Source organism: Shewanella sp. W3-18-1 (genome assembly GCF_000015185.1).
In the GTDB taxonomy this organism is placed as follows: domain Bacteria; phylum Pseudomonadota; class Gammaproteobacteria; order Enterobacterales; family Shewanellaceae; genus Shewanella; species Shewanella putrefaciens.
The window spans coordinates 4444777-4465111 of record NC_008750.1; the positions used below are offsets into that span (position 1 = coordinate 4444777).

18 protein-coding genes are annotated in these 20335 nt (G+C 43.6%); 7 read left to right on the top strand and 11 right to left on the bottom strand.

The window, feature by feature from the left end:
- The first annotated feature begins 19 nt into the window (after positions 1 to 19).
- Complete coding sequence (locus SPUTW3181_RS20125; RefSeq protein WP_011791104.1) at positions 20 to 1003, top strand: formate dehydrogenase subunit gamma; 984 nt, start codon at positions 20 to 22, stop codon at positions 1001 to 1003.
- A gap of 93 nt (positions 1004 to 1096) precedes the next feature.
- On the opposite strand, the gene SPUTW3181_RS20130 is transcribed toward SPUTW3181_RS20125, so the two are convergent.
- The 3 genes from SPUTW3181_RS20130 to SPUTW3181_RS20140 all read right to left on the bottom strand — a co-directional run bounded on the left by SPUTW3181_RS20130 (position 1097) and on the right by SPUTW3181_RS20140 (position 4547).
- A complete protein-coding gene (locus SPUTW3181_RS20130) occupies positions 1097 to 3154 on the bottom strand; it encodes a TonB-dependent receptor (protein WP_011791105.1) in 2058 nt (685 codons plus the stop codon).
- A 330-nt stretch (positions 3155 to 3484) separates the two neighbouring features.
- The gene (locus tag SPUTW3181_RS20135; protein WP_011791106.1) at positions 3485 to 4123 is read right to left on the bottom strand and encodes a class I SAM-dependent methyltransferase; all 639 of its coding nucleotides are present in this window, start codon (positions 4121 to 4123) and stop codon (positions 3485 to 3487) included.
- A 70-nt stretch (positions 4124 to 4193) separates the two neighbouring features.
- The gene (locus SPUTW3181_RS20140; protein ID WP_011791107.1) at positions 4194 to 4547 is read right to left on the bottom strand and encodes a hypothetical protein; all 354 of its coding nucleotides are present in this window, start codon (positions 4545 to 4547) and stop codon (positions 4194 to 4196) included.
- Positions 4548 to 4853: 306 nt separating this feature from the next.
- Here SPUTW3181_RS20140 and SPUTW3181_RS20145 point away from each other — a divergent pair, with 306 nt between their 5' ends.
- The gene (locus tag SPUTW3181_RS20145; protein ID WP_011791108.1) at positions 4854 to 6974 is read left to right on the top strand and encodes a putative bifunctional diguanylate cyclase/phosphodiesterase; all 2121 of its coding nucleotides are present in this window, start codon (positions 4854 to 4856) and stop codon (positions 6972 to 6974) included.
- Between the two features lie 360 nt (positions 6975 to 7334).
- Here the strand turns inward: SPUTW3181_RS20145 and SPUTW3181_RS20150 are convergent, their stop codons facing one another.
- Positions 7335 to 7940 (bottom strand): tRNA-uridine aminocarboxypropyltransferase, encoded by a 606-nt coding sequence (locus tag SPUTW3181_RS20150; RefSeq protein WP_011918455.1) that lies wholly within the window; start codon positions 7938 to 7940, stop codon positions 7335 to 7337.
- A gap of 123 nt (positions 7941 to 8063) precedes the next feature.
- Positions 8064 to 9272: a multidrug effflux MFS transporter gene (locus SPUTW3181_RS20155; protein ID WP_011791110.1), complete on the bottom strand. Its 1209-nt coding sequence runs from the start codon at positions 9270 to 9272 to the stop codon at positions 8064 to 8066.
- A 113-nt stretch (positions 9273 to 9385) separates the two neighbouring features.
- Between SPUTW3181_RS20155 and SPUTW3181_RS20160 the strand changes: the two genes are divergently transcribed.
- Positions 9386 to 10357, top strand: a complete 972-nt coding sequence (locus SPUTW3181_RS20160) for a LysR family transcriptional regulator (protein ID WP_011791111.1) — start codon at positions 9386 to 9388, stop codon at positions 10355 to 10357.
- 102 nt (positions 10358 to 10459) lie between these two features.
- On the opposite strand, the gene SPUTW3181_RS20165 is transcribed toward SPUTW3181_RS20160, so the two are convergent.
- The gene (locus SPUTW3181_RS20165) at positions 10460 to 12331 is read right to left on the bottom strand and encodes a methyl-accepting chemotaxis protein (RefSeq protein ID WP_011791112.1); all 1872 of its coding nucleotides are present in this window, start codon (positions 12329 to 12331) and stop codon (positions 10460 to 10462) included.
- A 362-nt stretch (positions 12332 to 12693) separates the two neighbouring features.
- Here SPUTW3181_RS20165 and SPUTW3181_RS20170 point away from each other — a divergent pair, with 362 nt between their 5' ends.
- Positions 12694 to 13023, top strand: coding sequence for a hypothetical protein (locus tag SPUTW3181_RS20170; protein WP_011791113.1), 330 nt, complete (start codon positions 12694 to 12696; stop codon positions 13021 to 13023).
- A gap of 9 nt (positions 13024 to 13032) precedes the next feature.
- Here the strand turns inward: SPUTW3181_RS20170 and SPUTW3181_RS20175 are convergent, their stop codons facing one another.
- Positions 13033 to 14487, bottom strand: coding sequence for a DUF4145 domain-containing protein (locus SPUTW3181_RS20175; protein WP_011791114.1), 1455 nt, complete (start codon positions 14485 to 14487; stop codon positions 13033 to 13035).
- A 34-nt stretch (positions 14488 to 14521) separates the two neighbouring features.
- Positions 14522 to 15229, bottom strand: a complete 708-nt coding sequence (locus SPUTW3181_RS20180; protein WP_011791115.1) for a hypothetical protein — start codon at positions 15227 to 15229, stop codon at positions 14522 to 14524.
- 189 nt (positions 15230 to 15418) lie between these two features.
- On the opposite strand from SPUTW3181_RS20180, the gene SPUTW3181_RS20185 reads away from it, so the two are divergent.
- Together SPUTW3181_RS20185 and SPUTW3181_RS20190 are read left to right on the top strand one after the other, a co-directional pair.
- Positions 15419 to 15949 carry a DUF2780 domain-containing protein gene (locus SPUTW3181_RS20185; RefSeq protein ID WP_011791116.1) on the top strand — a complete coding sequence of 177 codons (531 nt, stop codon included), beginning with the start codon at positions 15419 to 15421 and terminating at the stop codon, positions 15947 to 15949.
- 97 nt (positions 15950 to 16046) lie between these two features.
- Complete coding sequence (locus tag SPUTW3181_RS20190) at positions 16047 to 16505, top strand: TerB family tellurite resistance protein (RefSeq protein WP_011791117.1); 459 nt, start codon at positions 16047 to 16049, stop codon at positions 16503 to 16505.
- Here SPUTW3181_RS20190 and yjeH read toward each other — a convergent pair.
- Positions 16488 to 17750: an L-methionine/branched-chain amino acid transporter gene (gene yjeH, locus SPUTW3181_RS20195; RefSeq protein ID WP_011791118.1), complete on the bottom strand. Its 1263-nt coding sequence runs from the start codon at positions 17748 to 17750 to the stop codon at positions 16488 to 16490. The two genes, SPUTW3181_RS20190 and yjeH, sit on opposite strands and share 18 nt — an antisense overlap.
- A gap of 249 nt (positions 17751 to 17999) precedes the next feature.
- Between yjeH and SPUTW3181_RS20200 the strand changes: the two genes are divergently transcribed.
- On the top strand, positions 18000 to 18431 hold the full coding sequence (locus SPUTW3181_RS20200; protein ID WP_011791119.1) for an Lrp/AsnC family transcriptional regulator: 432 nt from the start codon (positions 18000 to 18002) through the stop codon (positions 18429 to 18431).
- A 277-nt stretch (positions 18432 to 18708) separates the two neighbouring features.
- On the opposite strand, the gene nrfD is transcribed toward SPUTW3181_RS20200, so the two are convergent.
- Positions 18709 to 19650 carry a cytochrome c nitrite reductase subunit NrfD gene (gene nrfD / locus SPUTW3181_RS20205; RefSeq protein WP_011791120.1) on the bottom strand — a complete coding sequence of 314 codons (942 nt, stop codon included), beginning with the start codon at positions 19648 to 19650 and terminating at the stop codon, positions 18709 to 18711.
- A complete protein-coding gene (locus SPUTW3181_RS20210; RefSeq protein WP_011791121.1) occupies positions 19647 to 20333 on the bottom strand; it encodes a 4Fe-4S dicluster domain-containing protein in 687 nt (228 codons plus the stop codon). Before SPUTW3181_RS20210 ends, nrfD begins: the two co-directional genes overlap by 4 nt.
- Positions 20334 to 20335: the final 2 nt, after the last annotated feature.

Genomic DNA, 20335 nt, shown 5'->3' on the forward strand with positions numbered 1-20335 from the left:
AAGTGAGAGAGGATGTATGATGAACAAATGGTTCAAACACATAGGCTTAGCCATAGCACTGTTATTTAGTGCTGTGTGTATAGCCAATGGTGGTGATGAACTGGCGACTCAAGTTCAACAGTCTGATGCCCAAATTTGGGCGCAACTGAAGGATGGCGCCACGGGATACACTACCTCACAAAGTGAGTTTCATGCCCAGCCAATCAATACCTATGATTTACGAGTATTGGAGTTACGTAGCGACTGGTTAGCACCCGCGTTAATGGCAGCACTATTCGGTATGATTATTATCTTTGTCTTATTTATCAAGGTGAATGGCATTTCTAAGCTACACCATGGTTTTTCAGGCAAGTTAGTGCATCGCTGGTCTAAGTTTGATGTTTCAATCCACTGGTTAGGCGCGATTCCGTGCTTACTGTTGATTTTAACTGGCTTAACCTTACTGGCAGGTCGTTTCTTCTTCCAACCTTGGTTAAGTGCTGGGATCTGGGAAGCCATTGTCTACGGTGCTAAGCAAATCCATGATGTGATGGCGATTCCCTTCATGATAGGTTGGGCATTGATGACCACACTATGGGCGAAAAACCAGCTACCTAAAATGTACGATGTGAAGTGGTTTATGGTGGTTGGTGGTTACATTAACTTCGGGCCATTCAAAGGTAAGCACCCTGACGCAGGCTTTGCTAACGCAGGTGAAAAAATGTGGTTCTGGGCATTTGCCCTGTTCGGGTTGATCATCTCTGCATCAGGTATGCTGTTACTCTTCCCTAACCTGTTCGAACCTAGCCGTACATTAAGCTTAATCGCCCTGGTACTGCACTCAGTGAGTGCTATCGTGATCTGTGCTTTCTCTATCGTGCACATCTTTATGGCAACAGTGATGTCAGAAGGCGGTATGGAATGTATGGTGTCTGGCTACTGTGATGAGAACTGGGCAACCCAACACCACAACCTGTGGTATGACGAAATTAAAGCTAACGGCACGTTAAAATATAAAGAGTGATGCTTGTTAGCTCTACGATAAAAAGAAACCCTCTGTGAGTTATCACAGAGGGTTTTTATTCGAAAAGACTTAATCCTTTATTTCACCCATAACCTAAAAGCTATACATAACCGATACCCCAAGATTGCGTGGATCAATAATAGCGGCATAACCATTAACATAATTAGCACTAGGTGGCTCATTCACTGTCATTGCTTGCTCATCAAACATATTGTTGATAAACCCGCTTATTCTCCAGTTATCTTTCTGATAATCGACACTTAAACGAGCAACCACATAATCACCTGCAATCCTTGATTCTGTATTATCAATATCTGCAAAATATTCCCCCACATAGTTACCCGATACGCCAACGGAGAAGGCATCATTTAGCCAATATTTGACCCCAAGGTTCGCCGTCACATGGGGAGCGGAATTAAGTTGATTGCCAACAATATCACCATAACTGGAATCAACTTTTTTGATTTCACTGTCGAGCAAACCAACACCTGCAATCACCTGCCAGTTAGCGGTTAGCATTGCACTTAACTCAGTTTCAATCCCGTAAGTTACTGCTTTATCAACATTAGTAATTTTACGGGCTTGATTGGATGCCTGATAACCATCGAAATCGTTATAGAATAAGTTAGCGCTCAAATTAACATTGCCACCTAAAAACATGCTTCGCGCACTGAGTTCATAGGTATCAACAAATTCCTCATCGTAGTAATAATATTCGCTTTCAGCTAAGGATAAGGCTCCACCCCCAGAGTTATAACCACGGCGAGCACTGGCAGCTAAGGTGGTATTGTCCGTGATGGCGTATTGCAATACCAACTTAGGCAAGGTAATGGTGCTGTCGTTATCGAGTTTTTCCTCAAGCTGAGTACCACGATACAACATCGAAAAATTCCGTTTTTGCTCATCGCGCATCACGCGACCGCCTACAGTAAGCCAAAGCGACTCGGCTAAACCATAGGTTAATTCACCATAAATGGATACAGAGGAACTGCTGTCATCACCCGTATAAACAGAACTTCCTGTACTACCAAAATCTTGGCTACGTTCATAATACGCAAGCCCGATAAATCCGTTAAAATCACGGTCATTTAAGCCAAAACTATATTTACCATCAACGGTATAGCTCTCGTCTTTCATATCGACATATTGCTGTGCTGTTACTAAAGCCTCATAGGACTTAGAACCCCAGTCATAGTCCATATAAGCCACAACCAAGTCTAACGCTCTACCCGAACCTAAGTCATAGTCAACTTTGACTGAATGCGTTGTCGATTCTGTTTCAATATAACGTTGGAGAATCGGTCGATATGCCCATGGATCATCACCTGAAAAATAGTTACGACCCGAATCACCTTTTTCGTCGTTATAGGAAAAGCTATAAAGTACTTTGAGCTCCTCGACAGCGCTTGGCTGCCATAAAAATTTGCCACGCCAACGGTTTGTAATTAACTCATTTAGATCAAACGGGGCAGGGTTGGTTTCATATACCAATCCCTTATTATAGGTCTCTCCTGTCACGTTTTGGCCACTTAGCCTAAACGCTAACTCATCGTCTAAAATAGGACCGGATACCATTACAGCACTGTCGACATAGTTATTCTGATCTCGGTAGCCTAAACGTGCAGCGCCACGCCAATCAAATGTCGGATCCTCTGTTTTGATAAATACAGTGCCCCCAATACTATTACGGCCATTGATCGTCGACTGAGGACCTCGAAATACTTCAACTTGCTGTATATCCCATAAACCTGTATCACCAGTAAGATCGGCAACAAAAGGTTCAGCAACACCGTCGACAAGTGTAGAAACCCGCGCCCTAGCACCACCAGTAAAAGAGTTAAATCCAGAGGCGGAGCCATTCCCGGAAACACCGCGAATATCAGGCACAGAGCCAGTCAGCACGACGACGTTAGGGATTTCAGATAATGCATCTGACACAGATTGATACTGACCGCTATCCAGTGAATCCTTGTCGATAACAGAAACAGATGAGGTGGTGTCTTTCAAGCTACGCTCAATTTTTTCACCATATACGGTAATCTTTTCAATGGGTTCCGTTGATTCTGCTTCAACTGCTGCATAAGCAGAAGATACTCCCAAACTCGAAATAATAGCGGCGATAATATTTTTCTTAAATGCCCGGTGTTCCATGAAAATCCTCAAATGACTGTCAGTGATAGAAAGCTGTTAACTAAGATAACAACCGTTTAAATGAAAATAACCTTAAAACTAACTGAGAAGGATTATCATTTATATTGTCATCGAAAGGTGTGATTGATATCAAATTCAGAATACGACTGAGTCGCTAGATTTAGCGTTACGGGAAGCAGCATGCGAGATGTCATTGGCAATAGATGAGAACCATGACTTATCAAATGTTAATCATCTGATAAATAAAAACATTAAATCAGTGTTCAACTTATCTTAAATTCATATCTTCAGATAACTTGGGGATATAAAGGCAAAAGCGATATAACTGAATCAACAGGGCTTGTGAAAGAACACAACATCTTTATCGACAAGCTCCAACCGCCAATCATATTTGCGGGCAATCCAGTTGAAGGTCGCTTCGGAATAAAAATTGATATGGGTAGGATCATTTTTATAATGCCATGTAGAAAAAGCGCTAGGATTGTACACCCGCTTAGTCATCACAGCCAAAATACCTTTAGGTTTTAATAGGTTGTCGAGCTGATTGAGTAAGCCAGCAGCATCACGGACATGCTCAATAACTTCAGTTAAGCTAATAAAATCATATTGAAGAGTTAATGTTGTAGGATCATTGGCGTAATAAATATCAAAATTTGCAACCTGATAACCACGGTCCTTCGCCATCAAACTAAGTGCCATTCCCTCACCGCAGCCAAAGTCGAGACCTTTGGCGGAAGGTTCAAAACGGGCGAGTAATGGGTCGAGTGTTCGGTTTAAAAAACGCTGATAGCCGACGTCATAGGGAGAGTTTTCGTGTTTATCATACTCCGCTTTTTCTGCCTCGGCTGAAAGATAGAACTCAGGCGGTACAATAACGAGTTGACAAATTTGGCATTGATCGTAACAGCGTTTTTTATCTTGATGGTAAGCAACTAATTCAGTGCTATGGCATAAGGGACAGATATTCAAAAATAATTCCTACAGATTGTAGATGGTCGATTCAAGTTAATCGGCATTTCTATAACGGCAGAGATAACTATCAAGGCTTAGGGATTATTTTACGCTCTTTTGCGACCGCATCTTTAGCTTCACGTAAATATTTTTGCTCACGGCTCTCCATTTCATCAAATTGCTTCTTTGCCTTTATTTTTTGCTGTTCTTCCCACTCATTGGTTTGGAGTGTTCCACTAACTTTTTCTTCCCGCTCAACGGTTTCTTTCGCTGCTTGTCGAGCTTTATCTAATTGAAGTTGTTCTACTTGCAAAAAGTCGATTCGTGCTTTATCCGCCTTTTGCTCTAGGATTAATTGAGGTTTTTGCTCATCTGCATTTGCAGTGGGTAGAAAAAGAGCCAAACTCAATACGAACCAAATAAGTGATTTCAATAATGCCATTATCCCTACCTCATTTATTGAAAATGCCAACCTATGACCTTTATTATCACGCTCACCGCACTCGATACCCAGCGTCCAACATAGCATAATATTTTATGAATATTAGGTTATTCAGCATGGTTTACCCCATAATCAGGGTAAAGATAAGTGTTAAACTACAGTTTTTTATTTTTCTATTTGAGTGAAACACTAATTAGGTTTATTTTTAACCCCACTTAAATAATGTACTATTTAGGCAATTTCTTTATAAACGAAATACCTATGGAATGGGATGTGACTCGTGAGAGTTACCAGGGAGTATCCTGAATGATTAGATGGCAACACTTACTCAATAAACTCAGTACGGACGATCCCGTATTGCGAGAAAAGCTGTCTCTTTGGCAAACCCATCCCGATCAAACACCGCTAGCACTTATCCAAGGTTTTAGCTTTATCAGCGCCAACCGCGCAACGTTAAATTATTTTGGCACTCATTACGATGCGTTTGTGAATGCAACACCCTATGATTTCTCACCGAGAATCCAATCATCTGGGCGTAATAGTGTTGAATTTGCTAGAGAAATGATACTCGAAGCTATCGCGGGTAATCATGTCGAATTTAATTGGTTACATTTAAACCAACAAGGTCGCGAGCTGCCAACACGCATTAATTTATATCGATGCTATCTCCAGCAACAACCCGTGGTACTCGTCGAACTACAAGCTCTTAACCGTCGCAATCACGTGCGAGAGGCCATTACAGATGGTTTTGCTCACATTCCCAAAGAAATACTATCAACAACCTTAGAGGAAAGTGCCGAAGCCGTTTATATCACAGATGACGATAACCGCATCCTTGCCGTTAACAAAGCCATGTGCCGTATTTGTGGGTATAGCGCAGAGCAACTGATTAGCCATACGCCTGCAATGTTAGAATCTCGCAATCTTAGCCAAGGTGAAGAAACCGACTGTCAACTGGCGATAAAACAACGTGGTTCTTGGCAAGGTGAAACACTTAAAAAGCGTTCAAATGGCAGCACTTTTCCTGCATGGCAAAGTAGCCGCCGAATTGTGGTTGATGGGGAAACCCCTTACCACGTTAATATTTTTAGTGATATCAGTACCCAAAAGCAGTTGGAGACCCAACTCACCACTCGGGCCATGTATGATACGCTGACAGGCTTACCCAACCGTTTTCACTTAAAACAATTACTTAATAGCGCGCTAGAAAAATTACAAACCGACCCAAATCTCTTAGGCGCTTTGATGTTTTTAGATCTCAATGGTTTTAAAAATATCAACGACAGCTTTGGCCACTCAATGGGTGATAGGGTTTTACAATTGGTTGCAGCAAGGCTAGAAGCCGGTTGTATCGAAAAAGCCGATATTGCCCGCATGGGAGGAGATGAATTTACCCTTATACTTCAAGACTGTAGCTGTAAAGAAGAAATTCAACTCTTTGCTGAACAAATTCTGAGTCTATTTGACAGCCCTTTTGAAATCGAAGGGCAAAAATTCTTCCTTGGCACAAGTATTGGTATTGCTCTTTTCCCTACCCATAGTGATCAGGCAACGCAATTAATAAGCTTGGCAGATACCGCCATGTACTGCGCTAAAAAGAGCCCGCCACATTTAGTGTTTTATGACAAATCAATGAGTCAAGCGGCTGAAATAAAGCTGAAACTGATTAATAGTTTAAGACATGCGCATAGCCTAAAACAGTTCAAATTAGTTTATCAGGCTATCGTAGACTTACACACAAACCAAACCATCGCGGCGGAGGCTTTACTGCGCTGGCAAAAATCTCCCACTGAGCACTATGAGGCTTCAGAATTTGTCCCGCTACTCGAAGAAACAGGGTTAATTGTTAACATCGGCCAATGGGTACTCGAACAAGCCTGCCAACAAGCAACACTTTGGCGATCACAGTATCAATCTGATTTTAAAATTTCGGTCAATGTCTCACCACTACAGCTAGAGCATGTCGATTTTGTTGAACAAGTGATAAATGCCTTAGAAATGGCAGCGCTACCCGCCGATGCATTGATTTTAGAGATCACCGAATCAGCACTGCTGCGTCAACCTGAACAAGCGAGATTAACGCTTAATCGCATCAAATCACTAGGTGTTAGTATTGCCATTGATGACTTTGGGACAGGACTATCTTCACTTAGCCGCTTGGGTACCTTACCGATTGATAGCGTAAAAATAGATGCAGAATTTGCCCTACGTTTAAACGATATCTCAGGGCAAAAACTCTGCTATGCCATCGTGCAATTGGCACAGGCGCTAGATATTCATTTTGTGGCGGAAGGAATTGAAACACAACAACAAAAAGACATCATGACCGACATGGGACAAGGATTTGCTCAGGGATTTTTATTTGGTTACCCCAGTGCTGTCGAACACTTCACCCAAACCTTTTTAGTCGAAAAACACATCGCCTAGCATCAAACTTGGCGTGTTGGTGCCCTTACAGTCCCAAAAAAGTTCACGACTTGTTATTTGCTATCGGAAACAACGGGATTATTTATGCTTGCGGTAAAACACTTAGGGTAGGCTCGATAGCCCTGCCAGCACACCATCAAAAAATGGAATCACTCCCCTGCAAAGCAATTGGCTGGCAAAGCTATCTCATCATTTGCAGTGCAAATGAATCGTGCCTATTAAACCGCGTTTTGCATTAAGTTAGCGTGATCTGAATAAGACTTTTGCTAATTTTATTCGTACGATAGCTCAAAAAATCGATAACTTAAAAGCACTTATCTATATCTAAATATTCTAACAAGCCAGTTCATATCGTTGGATTTATTCACTAAATTCACGATACCGAACCTGAATCTCAGGTGGCATAGCCTTTATACGCATCTCCACCATGGCATCAAAAGCTGTGATGACAGGCGCAACATTGAGCAAAGGGTCAAGTGCGCTTAACATATAAGCGCAGGCTTCTAAGGTCGATAAACTATCGCTACGGCTTGATTTGCGGATCTTGTATCTTGACTCATAGCCCTCAGTTAAATGCACCGCAGGATATTCGTTTAGCCAAGGATTAAGCTGTAGCATTTTAAAGGCTTTACGCCAGGTACCATCAAGTAACAACAATACGCAATTAGGGCTAATATCTTGCGCTTCAACGCTCACACTATTATCCGAAGGATAGACAAGATAAATGGGCTGATCATGCTTAGTTAAGTCATTACGCAACTCACTAAAATCATGTTCATCTTCACCCACATAGATTTGAGTCTCTGGTACTGCAAGGCTTAACACCCGTACACTATTTTTCTTATGCTCAACCTCACTGGGATGCTGTAAAACGACCAATCTCGTCGAAGGATAAATAGGTTGAATACTCCCACAAAGGCAGGAATTTAATGGATAGCGACAAGCAACACAATAGTGACGGGTCAAATCTGATTCTCTACTAAACCGTGTATCGCAGGAGTATATCAAAGGATGATAAATCAGCAGGCACAATAAAAAATGCCCGCAGCTTATGGTCAAACTTGCTGCGGGCAAAGGGTGTTCAGGTATTTAATGTGAGTGGTGTAACTGCTCCTGATGCCAATGGTCGAAGCGACTCAACGCCATCATCAATAATAAGCCAATAGAAAATACGCCCATCACTAGAGCAACTGCGTAAGGCGCCGTTAAATTTGTTTGTTGAACGAGTCCTGTTAATACTGATGCACCGCTCATCTGGATAAATCCAAGCATGGCAGCAGCAGTACCAGCCCGCTCGCCAAAGGCAGATAAAGCCATGCTAGTAGCAGGACCGAGCAATAGCGCAAAACCGATACATAACAGCATCATAGGTAGCATAAAAGCAAAGGCACCAGCCATTCCCGCGCTTGGACCAAATTGCTGAGCCCCTAGAATAAAGACTGCGGATAAAACAAGTAACGATAGGGCTAAGATCACCGTTGGGCGGTTACCTAATTTACGAATAACGACTGGCGCCGCAAAACAAGCCACGATATTAACTAACGCATTGAGACCAAACAGACCACTAAAAGCCAGTTCAGATACGCCTAAGTGGCCTATTAACCATACTGGCGAATAAGAGACATAGCTCAAAATGGCAGCCATAGCCGACATACAGGCAAAGGCATAAAACAAAAAGTGGGTATTGCTTAATACTGGTTTATATCGACCCCAACGGTATAAAGGTCCTGTCGTGACTGTATTAGCGGGGCGAGTTTCGGGCAAACGATAACCCACCACGAGCATCATCAACATCGCATATAAGGTCATAAATACGAAGGTCGAACGCCAGCCAAATTGCATCGCTAACAGTCCACCTAATGTCGGAGCAAGTGCTGGAATCACACAAATTGCGCCATTTAAATAACTGTAAATCTTAGCGCCTTCTTTTTGCGTGTAACAATCACGGACCGCACTAAACACCACAATTGACGTCGAACAGGCGGCCAATCCCTGTAATACGCGAGCAATTTGCAACCAATGAAACTCGATAGCCGCTGCGGCTAAAAGGCTGCTTGCGCCGTAAAGTAACACACCAAATAATGCCACAGGTCGACGACCATAGCGGTCCGCCAATGGGCCAATAAGCACTTGCCCTAAACCCATGGCAAATAAAAACAATACCAGAGTCGATTGAACTTCACTGGCGGATACGGCGAATTCTGCTGCCATAGTTGGCATTGAAGGTAGATAAATATCAATGGCCAATGGGCTAAGCAGCACCATAGACATGAGGATAGGTAATAGATTGCGCCGCATAAATAATCTCAGTTGATCAGGTAAAGGTATTTCAGTGGGCGCTATTTTAAATAAATCAAGGTATGAACAGAAATGGTATAATTTCCAAAGTGAATTTCCTTTTAGGAATATCTATGAACTTAGATAACTTAGCCAGAATCGATCTTAATCTGTTGGTCATACTCAAAGTTCTCCTCGAGGAACAGAGTGTGACAAGAGCTGCTAGCCGACTACATATCAGTCAATCGGCTCTAAGTAAGAGTTTGAATAGACTGCGAGAAACCTTAGACGATCCGCTATTCCAACGTACCGCACACGGCCTAAAACCGACGGCGCATGCCCTGAATCTTGGGCAAAAACTCCCGAATATTTTGCAGGACTTGTATCAACTAACCCAACCACCAACTTTTAATCCAGCAAGCAGCAACAGACAGTTTTCCTTCGCCATGGTCGAAAGTGCCTACGAAACCTTAATTCCTTATTTTATCGGCCCTTTGCTGAATACCGCACCCAATATCAAGCTAGACTCCTATGTCTGGACTGAAAAATCCATGCATGATCTACAGCAAGGGCAAATTGATTTTGGGATTTCTGGTCGCGACTTACACCCGCTTTCCGATCCACAAATAGACCGGTTACCCGAAGGCATTGCCTGCCAAACATTGTTTACCGATGAGCAAGTGTGTCTTATTCGAGAAGATCATCCATCAATGGCTGCCCTTATGTCAGCGCAATGGAATTTATCACTTTATCTCGATATGGCCCATGTACAAGTACGCTGTGAAGGGAGCGATTGGTGGGCTTTGGATTACTTTCTTGCAGATCTCGGACATAGGCGAAAAATCAGCACTACTGTGCCAGATTTTTATGGTGCAGCCAGCGTCTGCGCCCACAGTGATTTAATCTTTACGCTACCCTCAAGTTTTGCTCGCCATGCTTGCCAACTTTATCCGTTAAAACAAATTCCCCTCCCCTTTGAATTTATGCCTATGGCCTATGTGCTGTTATGGCATCAAAGAAATGATGAAGATCAAGGGCATAAATGGATTAGAGAAACGATTTGTCAGAGTGTTGCTACATTATTCAATCCGCTTGATATCACCTAACAACTTCAATTATCTCTTGTTATTTCAAGGTGACAAAAACTAAGCCCGATAAAGCAAAAGCATTATCGGGCTTAATATCAAGCTAACAATTAATCATCGTGTTTAAAGGATAAACGTTGCAACTTGGGCATTCAGATCATTTGCGCGCGCTTTAAGTGCCTTAGCCTGAGCTAAGTCAGCCATAGCAGAGGCCGTGATCTCATCGGTTACATCCTTAATCGCTACGGTATTTTGAGTAATTTCACCCGTGACTTGAGTTTGCTCTTCCGCAGCGGTGGCAATCTGCCCAGCCATATCTGAAATCACATTCACAGCTTGGGTAATTTCTTCCAAGGCTTTCGCCGCTGCGTTAGCATCCTCGACACTGTTACCCGCTAAGGCTTGACTACTTTCCATCAGAGTGACAGCCCTAGCAGTAGTGCGTTGCAGTGTTTCAATGGTGGTATGCACTTCTTGGGTCGAATCTTGCGTGCGACGCGATAAGACTCGCACTTCATCCGCAACAACGGCAAAACCTCGTCCCTGCTCACCCGCACGAGCCGCTTCAATTGCGGCATTAAGCGCCAGTAAGTTAGTTTGCTCTGCAATCCCTTGAATTGTGCCCAGAATGCTCGAAATAGACTGAGCGTGACGGCTCAAATCACCAATCACATCGGTTGCTTGAGAAACCTCATTAGCAAGTGAGTTAATCGAGTTACGGGTTTTATGCACTAAGTCCTTACCCTGTAAACTACTCGCTGCCGATTGCTGCGCCGCAGTCGCAGTATTCTCAGCATTAGCTGCAATCTCATTAGTGGCACTTGCCATTTCAGTCACCGCTGTGGCAACCATAGCGACCTCCTGCTGCTGACGTTGTAACTCAGAAACGGAAGTTTGCGTAGTGGTTAGACTACGTTCAGCATCCGCATCTAATTCGTTAGGTAAGTGGCGAATATGGCTGATAAGCTGATGTTGACTCCCCACAAAACGATTAAAGCTGTCAGCAAGTACACCCACTTCATCTTGAGTGTCGACTTCGATACGCTGGGTTAAATCACCATTACCATCGGCGATGCGAGCTAGGGCTTGAGATACTCGACTCAAAGGACCTAAAAGCACATTAACAAGCCACGAAATCGCTAATACACTCAATAACAAAACTAATGCCGATAATCCAAGCTGCACCAATAGCAAACGAGTGAGCGGTTCTTCTAAGGTCTCCTTATCAAGCACTAATACTAGCTCCCAATCAGTATTAGGGATATCGACAGCCCAAACTAACTTATCTCTGCCTTCATGCTCAAAGTGCATAGAGAGCAGCTCGCCAACTTTACGGCTTTGTTCAGGCAGATTATGGTTTAGGTTACTGTCAATATTGCTGATGGGTTGCATCGCCTTGGTGGGATCTTTATAAGCAATAACAGTCCCATCCTTATGTATCATGATCGCATAACCATTTGCGGGTAATTTCATCCGATTCACACTGTCCACCAGACTGGCAATCGATAAATCCCCACCAACAACACCAGTAGGAATTGCCTGCGCCATAGTCACAACCAAGATGTTATAGGCGACATCCATATAGGGTTTAGTCAGAATAAGGCCACGCTCTTTAACCGCTTGCTGATACCAAGCGCGGCTACGAGGGTCATAACCTGTACGATCAATACTGGGATCAGAATCCAACATTTGCCCTGTTTGAGCACCAAAATAGGTCAACTGAAACCGACCCGATGCTTGAGCTTGTTGCAATGTGTTTAAAGTGTCACCTTCAACCTTGCTTGCAAGTGCTCCAACAATATCTTGACGCCCAGATAGCCATTCTTGAATACGCTCAGCCTGTTGATCGCCTAGCCGCTGAACCTGCTCGAGGCTGTTCTGTAACAGTAGGGATTTTTGACTGGAATAGCTTTGCCATGACAATAAACCAATCACGAGCGAAAGGGCGATTACCACCGAAATGAGGATTTTCTGTTTGAGCGAGTATGAGTTCATATTGGCGTCTATTATTAGTGACAAGGGATAGCTGGGCAAACTAATCGGTATTGCTGAACCATGGTAATAAAGTTACATAGGTGGCAGAAAACCTATCAGAAATTGACCAGAATTTTCGCATATTTTGTATAACAAACAAAGAAATCACTTTTAGTATCATGATCTACCATTCATATAAAACATGAAATCAACCAATGAAATCAAAATAAACACACATTCCATGCTCAATAGTTACATTTCATAAAAAGTAACAACAACAGGATCTCTGTGGACGTAAAAGAACGTAAATTAACCAAGTTTAACGTGACCCCTCGCTTTTTTTTATTGCACACTAAACGTCCACTGCCTATTTAGGAGTTCTTATGATTTATCAACAGTTCCAACAGAGCCCAATGCAGACCCGAATTTCTGGCCCACGGGCTTGGTTAGCCATGGCGCTCAGTGTAAGCCTTATCTGCTTATCACTGTTTTTACTTCCTTTTGTGCTGTTATTCGGCGCAATTACACTAGGGTGCTTAGTATTATTTAGCCGTATTTATGTCGCGCGCCAATTGGCAAAATTTAATCGAGCGCACACGCAGACAACTCATACTACTGAGTCAACGGGTTATTCATCTCCCCATATTGTTCGTGAGCCACACGCGACTCATCATCAAGGACGCACTTTTGAGCATCAAGAGGATGAGCGTTAATTGACGGATTTAGGCAAGTAAAGTCTGCGCGCGCTTAAGGCTGTGGATCTCTGCGGGATCGACTGTCATTTCGAGTACCTTATCTACTTGTAATGCCAATGAAAGCCAAAGAGGTTCGATAATCTCAGCCTCCTTTTCATTGGCATAACGCCGAGCTAAATTCAGTAATGCCGCTGCACCAACCACATCAATTCTGCCCAACATCCCATCAGCTAATGCCATACTCAGCTCTATCATTGCAGGAACGCTATGACCATATTTGATCACTTCACGCAAATAATGCTCAGCTTGGGTTAAATCGCTACCGAATGCATTGTCATCGTTGAGCATATGTTGTGCCCGCATAAACATGGCATCTAACTGTCCTTGCTCTGCGGCTTCAGCCATCCAATATTCGCTAGCGATAGGATCTCGAGAACAACCCTCGCCATTAGCGAGCATTAATGCCAGATGATACTGGGCATGGGGATAGCCAGCCTGCGCCGCTTTATGAATAAAGTGATAGGCTTGAGTCAAATCTTCACGCTGATAATGTAATACGCCAAGGTTTGCCATGGCCTCCGCTTGTTCACCATCGGCTGCACGCTGTAAATATTGCTGCGCTAGCTCTAAATCCTGAGCCAATGACTCACTGCCCACTAGATAAAAATACCCTAAAAGTGCCATCGCATTAACAACACCGGCCTCTGCCGCAACAGCAATAGCTTGTTCTCCCTTAGCAATATCTGGCACGCCTTGATAACCGTGGATCAGTGCAACGCCATGTTCGTACAAAGCGTCCATATTTTTGGGTGCCGCAAGGGAAAACCAATAAGCCGCCTTCGCAAAAGTATCCGCCGCTTGGGCACTCACATTATTAGTTAACTCCGCATGCGTGGCCAAAACATCATCGGCTTGATCAGCCCAAGAAAGCGCTTGATCCTTAAGCATAAAAGCCTTTGTTTTTAGCGAAATACCTACCAAATATTGAGCATTAGGATCATCTTCCATCACAGCGCGATAGCAGAGGTCTTTAACCGTTACTGAATCACTCGCTTTGTATTGATACCTAGGAGCAACACATCCTGCCACCTTAGGATATAAGTGCTCAACTAATGTCAGTACATCTTTAATCGTTTTTTGGGCTAAAGCGAGTAATTGCTCTTGGGTAAGATGATATTTTTCTGGATGGGCGCCACGGTTACCGTCGGCACGTAAGCGGTGTAAGGCACGGGTTGTTTTAACATCAATCAGGCGTTTTTGGTTTAACTGCTCGATACGGTCATACAAATTGGGGCTTGAGAACTCAATCCGCTTATCTTGCCCCAACAACTCGGTCAGCTTATGTGTAAAACTGCGAATATGCAGTAATGACTGAGTCGGTACGTCCTTAACATAATTTTTTGCACAGAGGTAATCATCGACAAGATTGGCGGAAAAACCTTGGATAAAATCACTATCCTTTATCACAACCTTAGTCGCCATCGATGCTTACCTCTATAGGGAGTACTCGCTTACCTTATTCGACTGTCGGTTTTTTAGATACCATATACAAACGAAATAGGGCCAAATTAACGAATAAACCAATAAAGGACATAAAAGTATCTACCAGCATTTGCAAAGGTAAACCGCCCATAGCTGCAATACTCGCTAACTGACTACTGATCACTGCCAATGGCAAATAAAGCATTAATAATGCGATTGTTTTTAATACGATTGGGCCACTAAAACTGAAGCTTCCTTTTATGGCTTCCAGTGGCGTTAAGCGTTCGACCACCACCATAAAGTTCACATAGGCTAAACGGGCAAAGAGATAAAAACTGATCACGAGTCCTATCAACCACATTGGGCCAAAAGCAGCAAATAACATCACTGGCGCCAAAATCGCTAGACCAGAGAATACCCCTGCGAGTAATAACGGCGGCACAAAAGGTAAGCTGGCTTTCAACACCATACCAGCAGAAGGATGATGCCCCTGAGAACGGAGTTCTAAAAACAATGTTAAGGCTGCGATCAATACCGAGAAAGTAAGGAGTAACAGCATCATCGCAAGCATATGTGGCGCGCCAAACTGAGGATTTTCAAGATCGGCTTTACTCATCTCAGCCCCAAGCCATAGCTGAATACCCACTTGAATTAACAGCAATGGCACTGTCAACATGGCAAGTTGCACGAGATGATTACGGAAAAAGTTATAGGCTTCGGTTAAAATTGCGGATAGTGACATGCGACTTTCCAAAATAATTGAAATAAATTAACACAGAGAATTGCCGCTAGGATACCGAAAATCCCGGACCAATGCACAGCAGAAATCACCAGTGTGAACAGGAAATCACAGAAAACTACTGCAACAACGACATCAAAGCCGCTAAACTGTCTCCTTTAATTGCGCGCAACACCTTAAAGGACACCTCATATGAAACACGTCATCACGCTATCTCTTCTCCTTGGCACCTCTATTATGGCCACACCCGTTCATGCTGGTTGGTTAGATAATCTAGCGGGTACTCAAGCCAAAACCGAACAGACAGTCGCAACTGTTAATGCAACCCAATCCAATGAACTGGTGGGTAATGTGATGTCTCAACTGGGCTTAAACCAAACCCAAGCAGAAGGTGGATTAGGCAGTTTATTAGGGCTTGCACAATCTAGCCTTGGTTCGAGCGATTATTCAACATTGGCTGCCAGCATTCCTAATGCAGAGAGTCTGTTGGCCGCAGCCCCTAAACTTGATGCAAACTCAGGCGTATCTGGCTTGTTATCTAAAGCTGGCAATCTCGGTTCATCGCTCCAAGGTGGTGCTATGGTATTAGATGCTTTCGAAAAACTGGGGATCTCACAAGAACTCGCTATGCCAATGATCAATATTGCGAAGTCATACCTTGAAACCAATGGCACAGAGGGCACATCGGATCTACTGATGAAAGGCCTAAATTCCTTACTCTAATGGCCGTAGCCACCCTAAACCACAGTTGTTTAGGGTGAACTTTTACACCTTAAATCACTCTACCTAATATCCTCTTTAGCATGAGAAAAGCCTTTCTATGATTGCGAAACTAAAGCGATTTATTCAATCACACACCCAAGCCGTGTCCCCTGAAGATAAGGCGCATCAGCTTAAATTAGCCGCAGCCAGCATGTTATTAGAAGTCGTTTTTGCCGATGAAACATTGGCCGCTGAAGAAATGGCACTGTTGCCTAAGCTCCTTACCGATACCCTGTCGATGACAGATGACGATGCCAACGCTCTTATCGATGATGCTAAACAAGTACAAGGTAATGCAACATCACTCTTTGAATTTACGAGCGCTATCAATGCCGAATTTAGCCTAGAGCAAAAGCAACAACTGTTATTGGCAATGTGGCAACTCGCTTATGCCGATGGACAATTATCCCAATACGAAGACCAAATTATTCGCCGTACCGCTGACTTGTTGTATCTCAAGCACAGTGAACTTATCCAGATGCGCAACCTTGCAATGAAGTCAGTCAGGGATAACTAAGCTTTGTTTGCGGCTTATATGCGTCTTTTGCCACCAAAGAAAAGGCGCAACGACTATGACCAATACCAACACATAGGCCATACTAGCACCCAGCGCAATTCCTAACGCCAAACAGAAAACACACCCTAATATGACTAAGGGCAAGTTTTGCTTTGGTAATAATTTAGCCGCAGCTAACATCGCCATCAGATAAATCACCACAAAAACGCCATTGCTCCACGCAATCAGATGCTCTAATTCCTGCCCAGTCAAATAGGTTAACACCATCACGCTTGCCATAACCGAGAGTAATGCCGCCAATGCGCGAATAGGAACACCGTGATTATTTTTGACCGCAAAAAAACGCGGTAAAATGCCATCGCAACTAAAACTCCAGATCAAACGAGCCGCACTCGCCGCATAAATATTTACCGTTGCAAGGCCACTGGCAATGCCTAAAACCCCGATAACTTGAGCGCCATACCCACCAAGCAATTGATCAAAGACACCTATCATGGCAACACTTTCATCCGTAGGCACGAGCAGCAGTAAAAATGTACAAGCAACATAAATAACGCCCACCAGCATAGTCCCCATCATCATCGCCGGGATCATATCCTGCTGTGGCCGACGAAAATCATCGGCAAGATGAGTCATAGCTTCAATACCTAAAAAGCTCCAAAAAGCGATACCCGCAGCAACCATTACGGCTGACATTTGCGGCATTCCGTGGCTAGCAAGTGAAGTCAGCTGCCCAGGCTGTAAGCTACTTGCACCAAATAACATCACCACCACAGCAACTATGCATAGGGTTAAACCAAATTGCAGTTTGGCCGACACTTGAATGCCCCGTAAATTGAGTAAAAATAGTCCCAATATCACCAAAATTTCGCAACCAACCTTAGGCCAACCCTCTAATGGAATAAGTGCATTCACAAATTGAAAAGTCATCAAGATCGCGGCGGGGGCACCAATGGGAACCACCAGCAAAAAAATCAGACCAATAGTACGTCCCGTTGTACGACCAAAGGCTTTTTCAACAAAATAGGCAGGACCTGCAGCATGGGGAAATACACTCGCCAAACGGCCAAACACTAAAGCAACGGGAATAATGGCTAAGGTCAATAACAACCAAGCCACAAGTGCGCCAGAATGGGCTTTTTCGATGGTGATCTGTGGCAAAATAAATACCCCAGTACCCAGTAAAGTGGTCGCCATTAAGCCAGCCCCTTGCCAACGACCTATTGTTCCGCTATGTGCATTCATCAGTTAATATTCAATGATTTTTGAGTCGACAGTATAATGAGATTTTACGCCACAATCTGCCGTGAATTTCTGTGTTATCCACGCCCTACACAAGCAAAATCACGGAAAATGGGATTATTCCCATCAAAATGACGGCCGACTTAATATTCGGTAAAATAGTGCGCCTAATACTCTGCCCATTCCATTGTGACTAAAACCAATGGAAAATAGCGCACTGATTCAATATCACTATTTGCACTGGAGCCCAATTTGGATAAGTTCGATACTGCAATCATTAACTGTTTACGTCAAAATGCACGCCAGAGCGTGTCACATATTGCTGAACAAGTAAGCCTTTCCCGCAGCGCCGTTGCAGAGCGAATTAAGAAATTAGAACAGTCTGGAGTGATCCGCGGTTATCAAGTCCTTTTGAGCGAATCGCAAAAAGAAGGTGTGTCGGCCTATTTTGAGATCCAACACCAATGCTCACGCTGCGCAGACGTCGTGCATGTCTTTCAAGCCATCCCTGAAGTCATTACATGCCGTGGTATTTCTGGGGATATGGATTTACTGGTTTATGTCCAAACGCCATCAATGCGCCGTTTACATGAGATCCGTGAATATATTGATGCTCATTCCGATATAACCAAGATTAAAACCCATATAGTGATGAGTGAATGGATCAATAATTTAGGCGAGTAAATTGGTTTTGCCCCCTAGCAAGAAGCGCCACCCCTAAGGAATAAAGGTGGCGAAGCCCTTGTGGAGGCAGGGCAAAATACCTAAGTACAAAATATGGATTCCTTTCCCAGCAACCTCCCTGTGACAACGGATTGCGCGAGATACCAATCCCCAATAGTTCAGTCATAGCTATTGGAGGTGTTACCTCACAGTGTTTTCCTTAGACACTGTTTTTCGCAATCCGTCGAATCCCTTAACACTGATATTGATATACTTGCTAACAACGTATTCTGCCCTGTTAGGCAATGGTCATTTGCCCGGTGTAAAGGATAAAGTTTCGCAGTAACAGCACACCTATCAAACTAATACATGCTGTACCCGCCACATAAGCCCACTTGCGCTTAGAGGTTGCCGTCATAAACAGATTCATTGCTAATGGGCCAGATAAACCAAGACCAATGATACCGAGCCAGAAAATCCATCCCCAGAAGCCATAACCAATGGCGTTAAAGGCCGCAATTTTACTCTGTCCACCCGTTAACACTAAGCCCATAAAGAAGGTAAAAATCAGCACGATTTCGACTAAAATCAGTGGAATTTCAACTTTATGGATAAAATGCACTTCCTTACCATTAGGACTACCATTGAGCAATACACCACCCAGTAAAGAAGATGCCGCACCAGAAGACAGTCCCGATGCCAAAAACAGCAAAGGTAACACTGGATTTTTAAGCATTGGATAACCAGGCAAGGCCGATAGTAAAAATCCTGTATAAGCCCCGAGTGCCAGGGAGAAAATCACTAACAAGCCAGTAATTGTTGCCTCATAGCGTGCTAAGAGTGCCGTCAACTTAAGCACTATCGGGAAACGCTTTTCACACCAAGCATCCACTGGCTTACGGAAGGTAATACCTATCCACATAAACATAAACACTTGGTAAATCAGTAGAATAAGCACACCCATCGACATGACAGATTTAGGGTTGTAAAACACTAAAATCTTCCAAAAATCGAGCGGTTTAGTTAAATCAATGACCAAAATACCTAACCCGGCCATAACAGCAACGGGAGCCACAATACAGGCAGCTTGCACAAAACCTGACTGATAGGCGTTATGTTTAAGTACAAAATGTTTTAACAGTACAGCGAAGAACATAGCACCCGCTGAAACACCGGCTAAAAACAAGTAAATCGCAATCGGCCAATGCCAGACTAAGGTATCAAAATGCAGTGCGCTCATAATGTCACCTCCCCTGATTTTGCAACGATACGGAACAGTTTAGGTCGCGTTCCGAGATCAACCTTAGCGCGTTGGGTTGGATTAGACCGCAGCACTTGAACAACCTCTGACGTCGGATCTTTTAAATTACCGAACACGAGTGCTTTTGTTGGACAAGCAGCAACACAAGCAGGCTGTTTACCTTGAGCCAAGTTCGTTTCACGGCAGAAATCACACTTATCCGCAGCACGGGTGACAGGATGGATAAAACGCACTTGATAAGGACAAGCCGCAATACAATATTGGCAACCTACGCACTTCCAAGCATCAACAGAAACAATGCCCGTTTCTTTATCAATAAACGCTGCTCCCGTTGGGCAAACATTCACACATGGCGCATCTTCACAATGTTGACAAGACTTGCGGCTAAAGTGATAAAACTGATTAGGGTATTCGCCAAAAGGACCTTCTCTTTTTATTTCAATCCTAGAAACACCTTCAGGCACATTATTCACTTCACGGCAGGCCACTTCACATGCTTGGCAGCCAATGCACTTAGTTTCATCATGGATAAGTGCATATTTCACATCAGCTTCAGCTTTAACACTGCCTGATGCATTCACAGTGGCGAGAAGTGAGGCGCCAGATGCACCCGCTAATAAAGCACAGGTACCTTTAAGAAATCTTCTTTTTGAATTTTCCATAA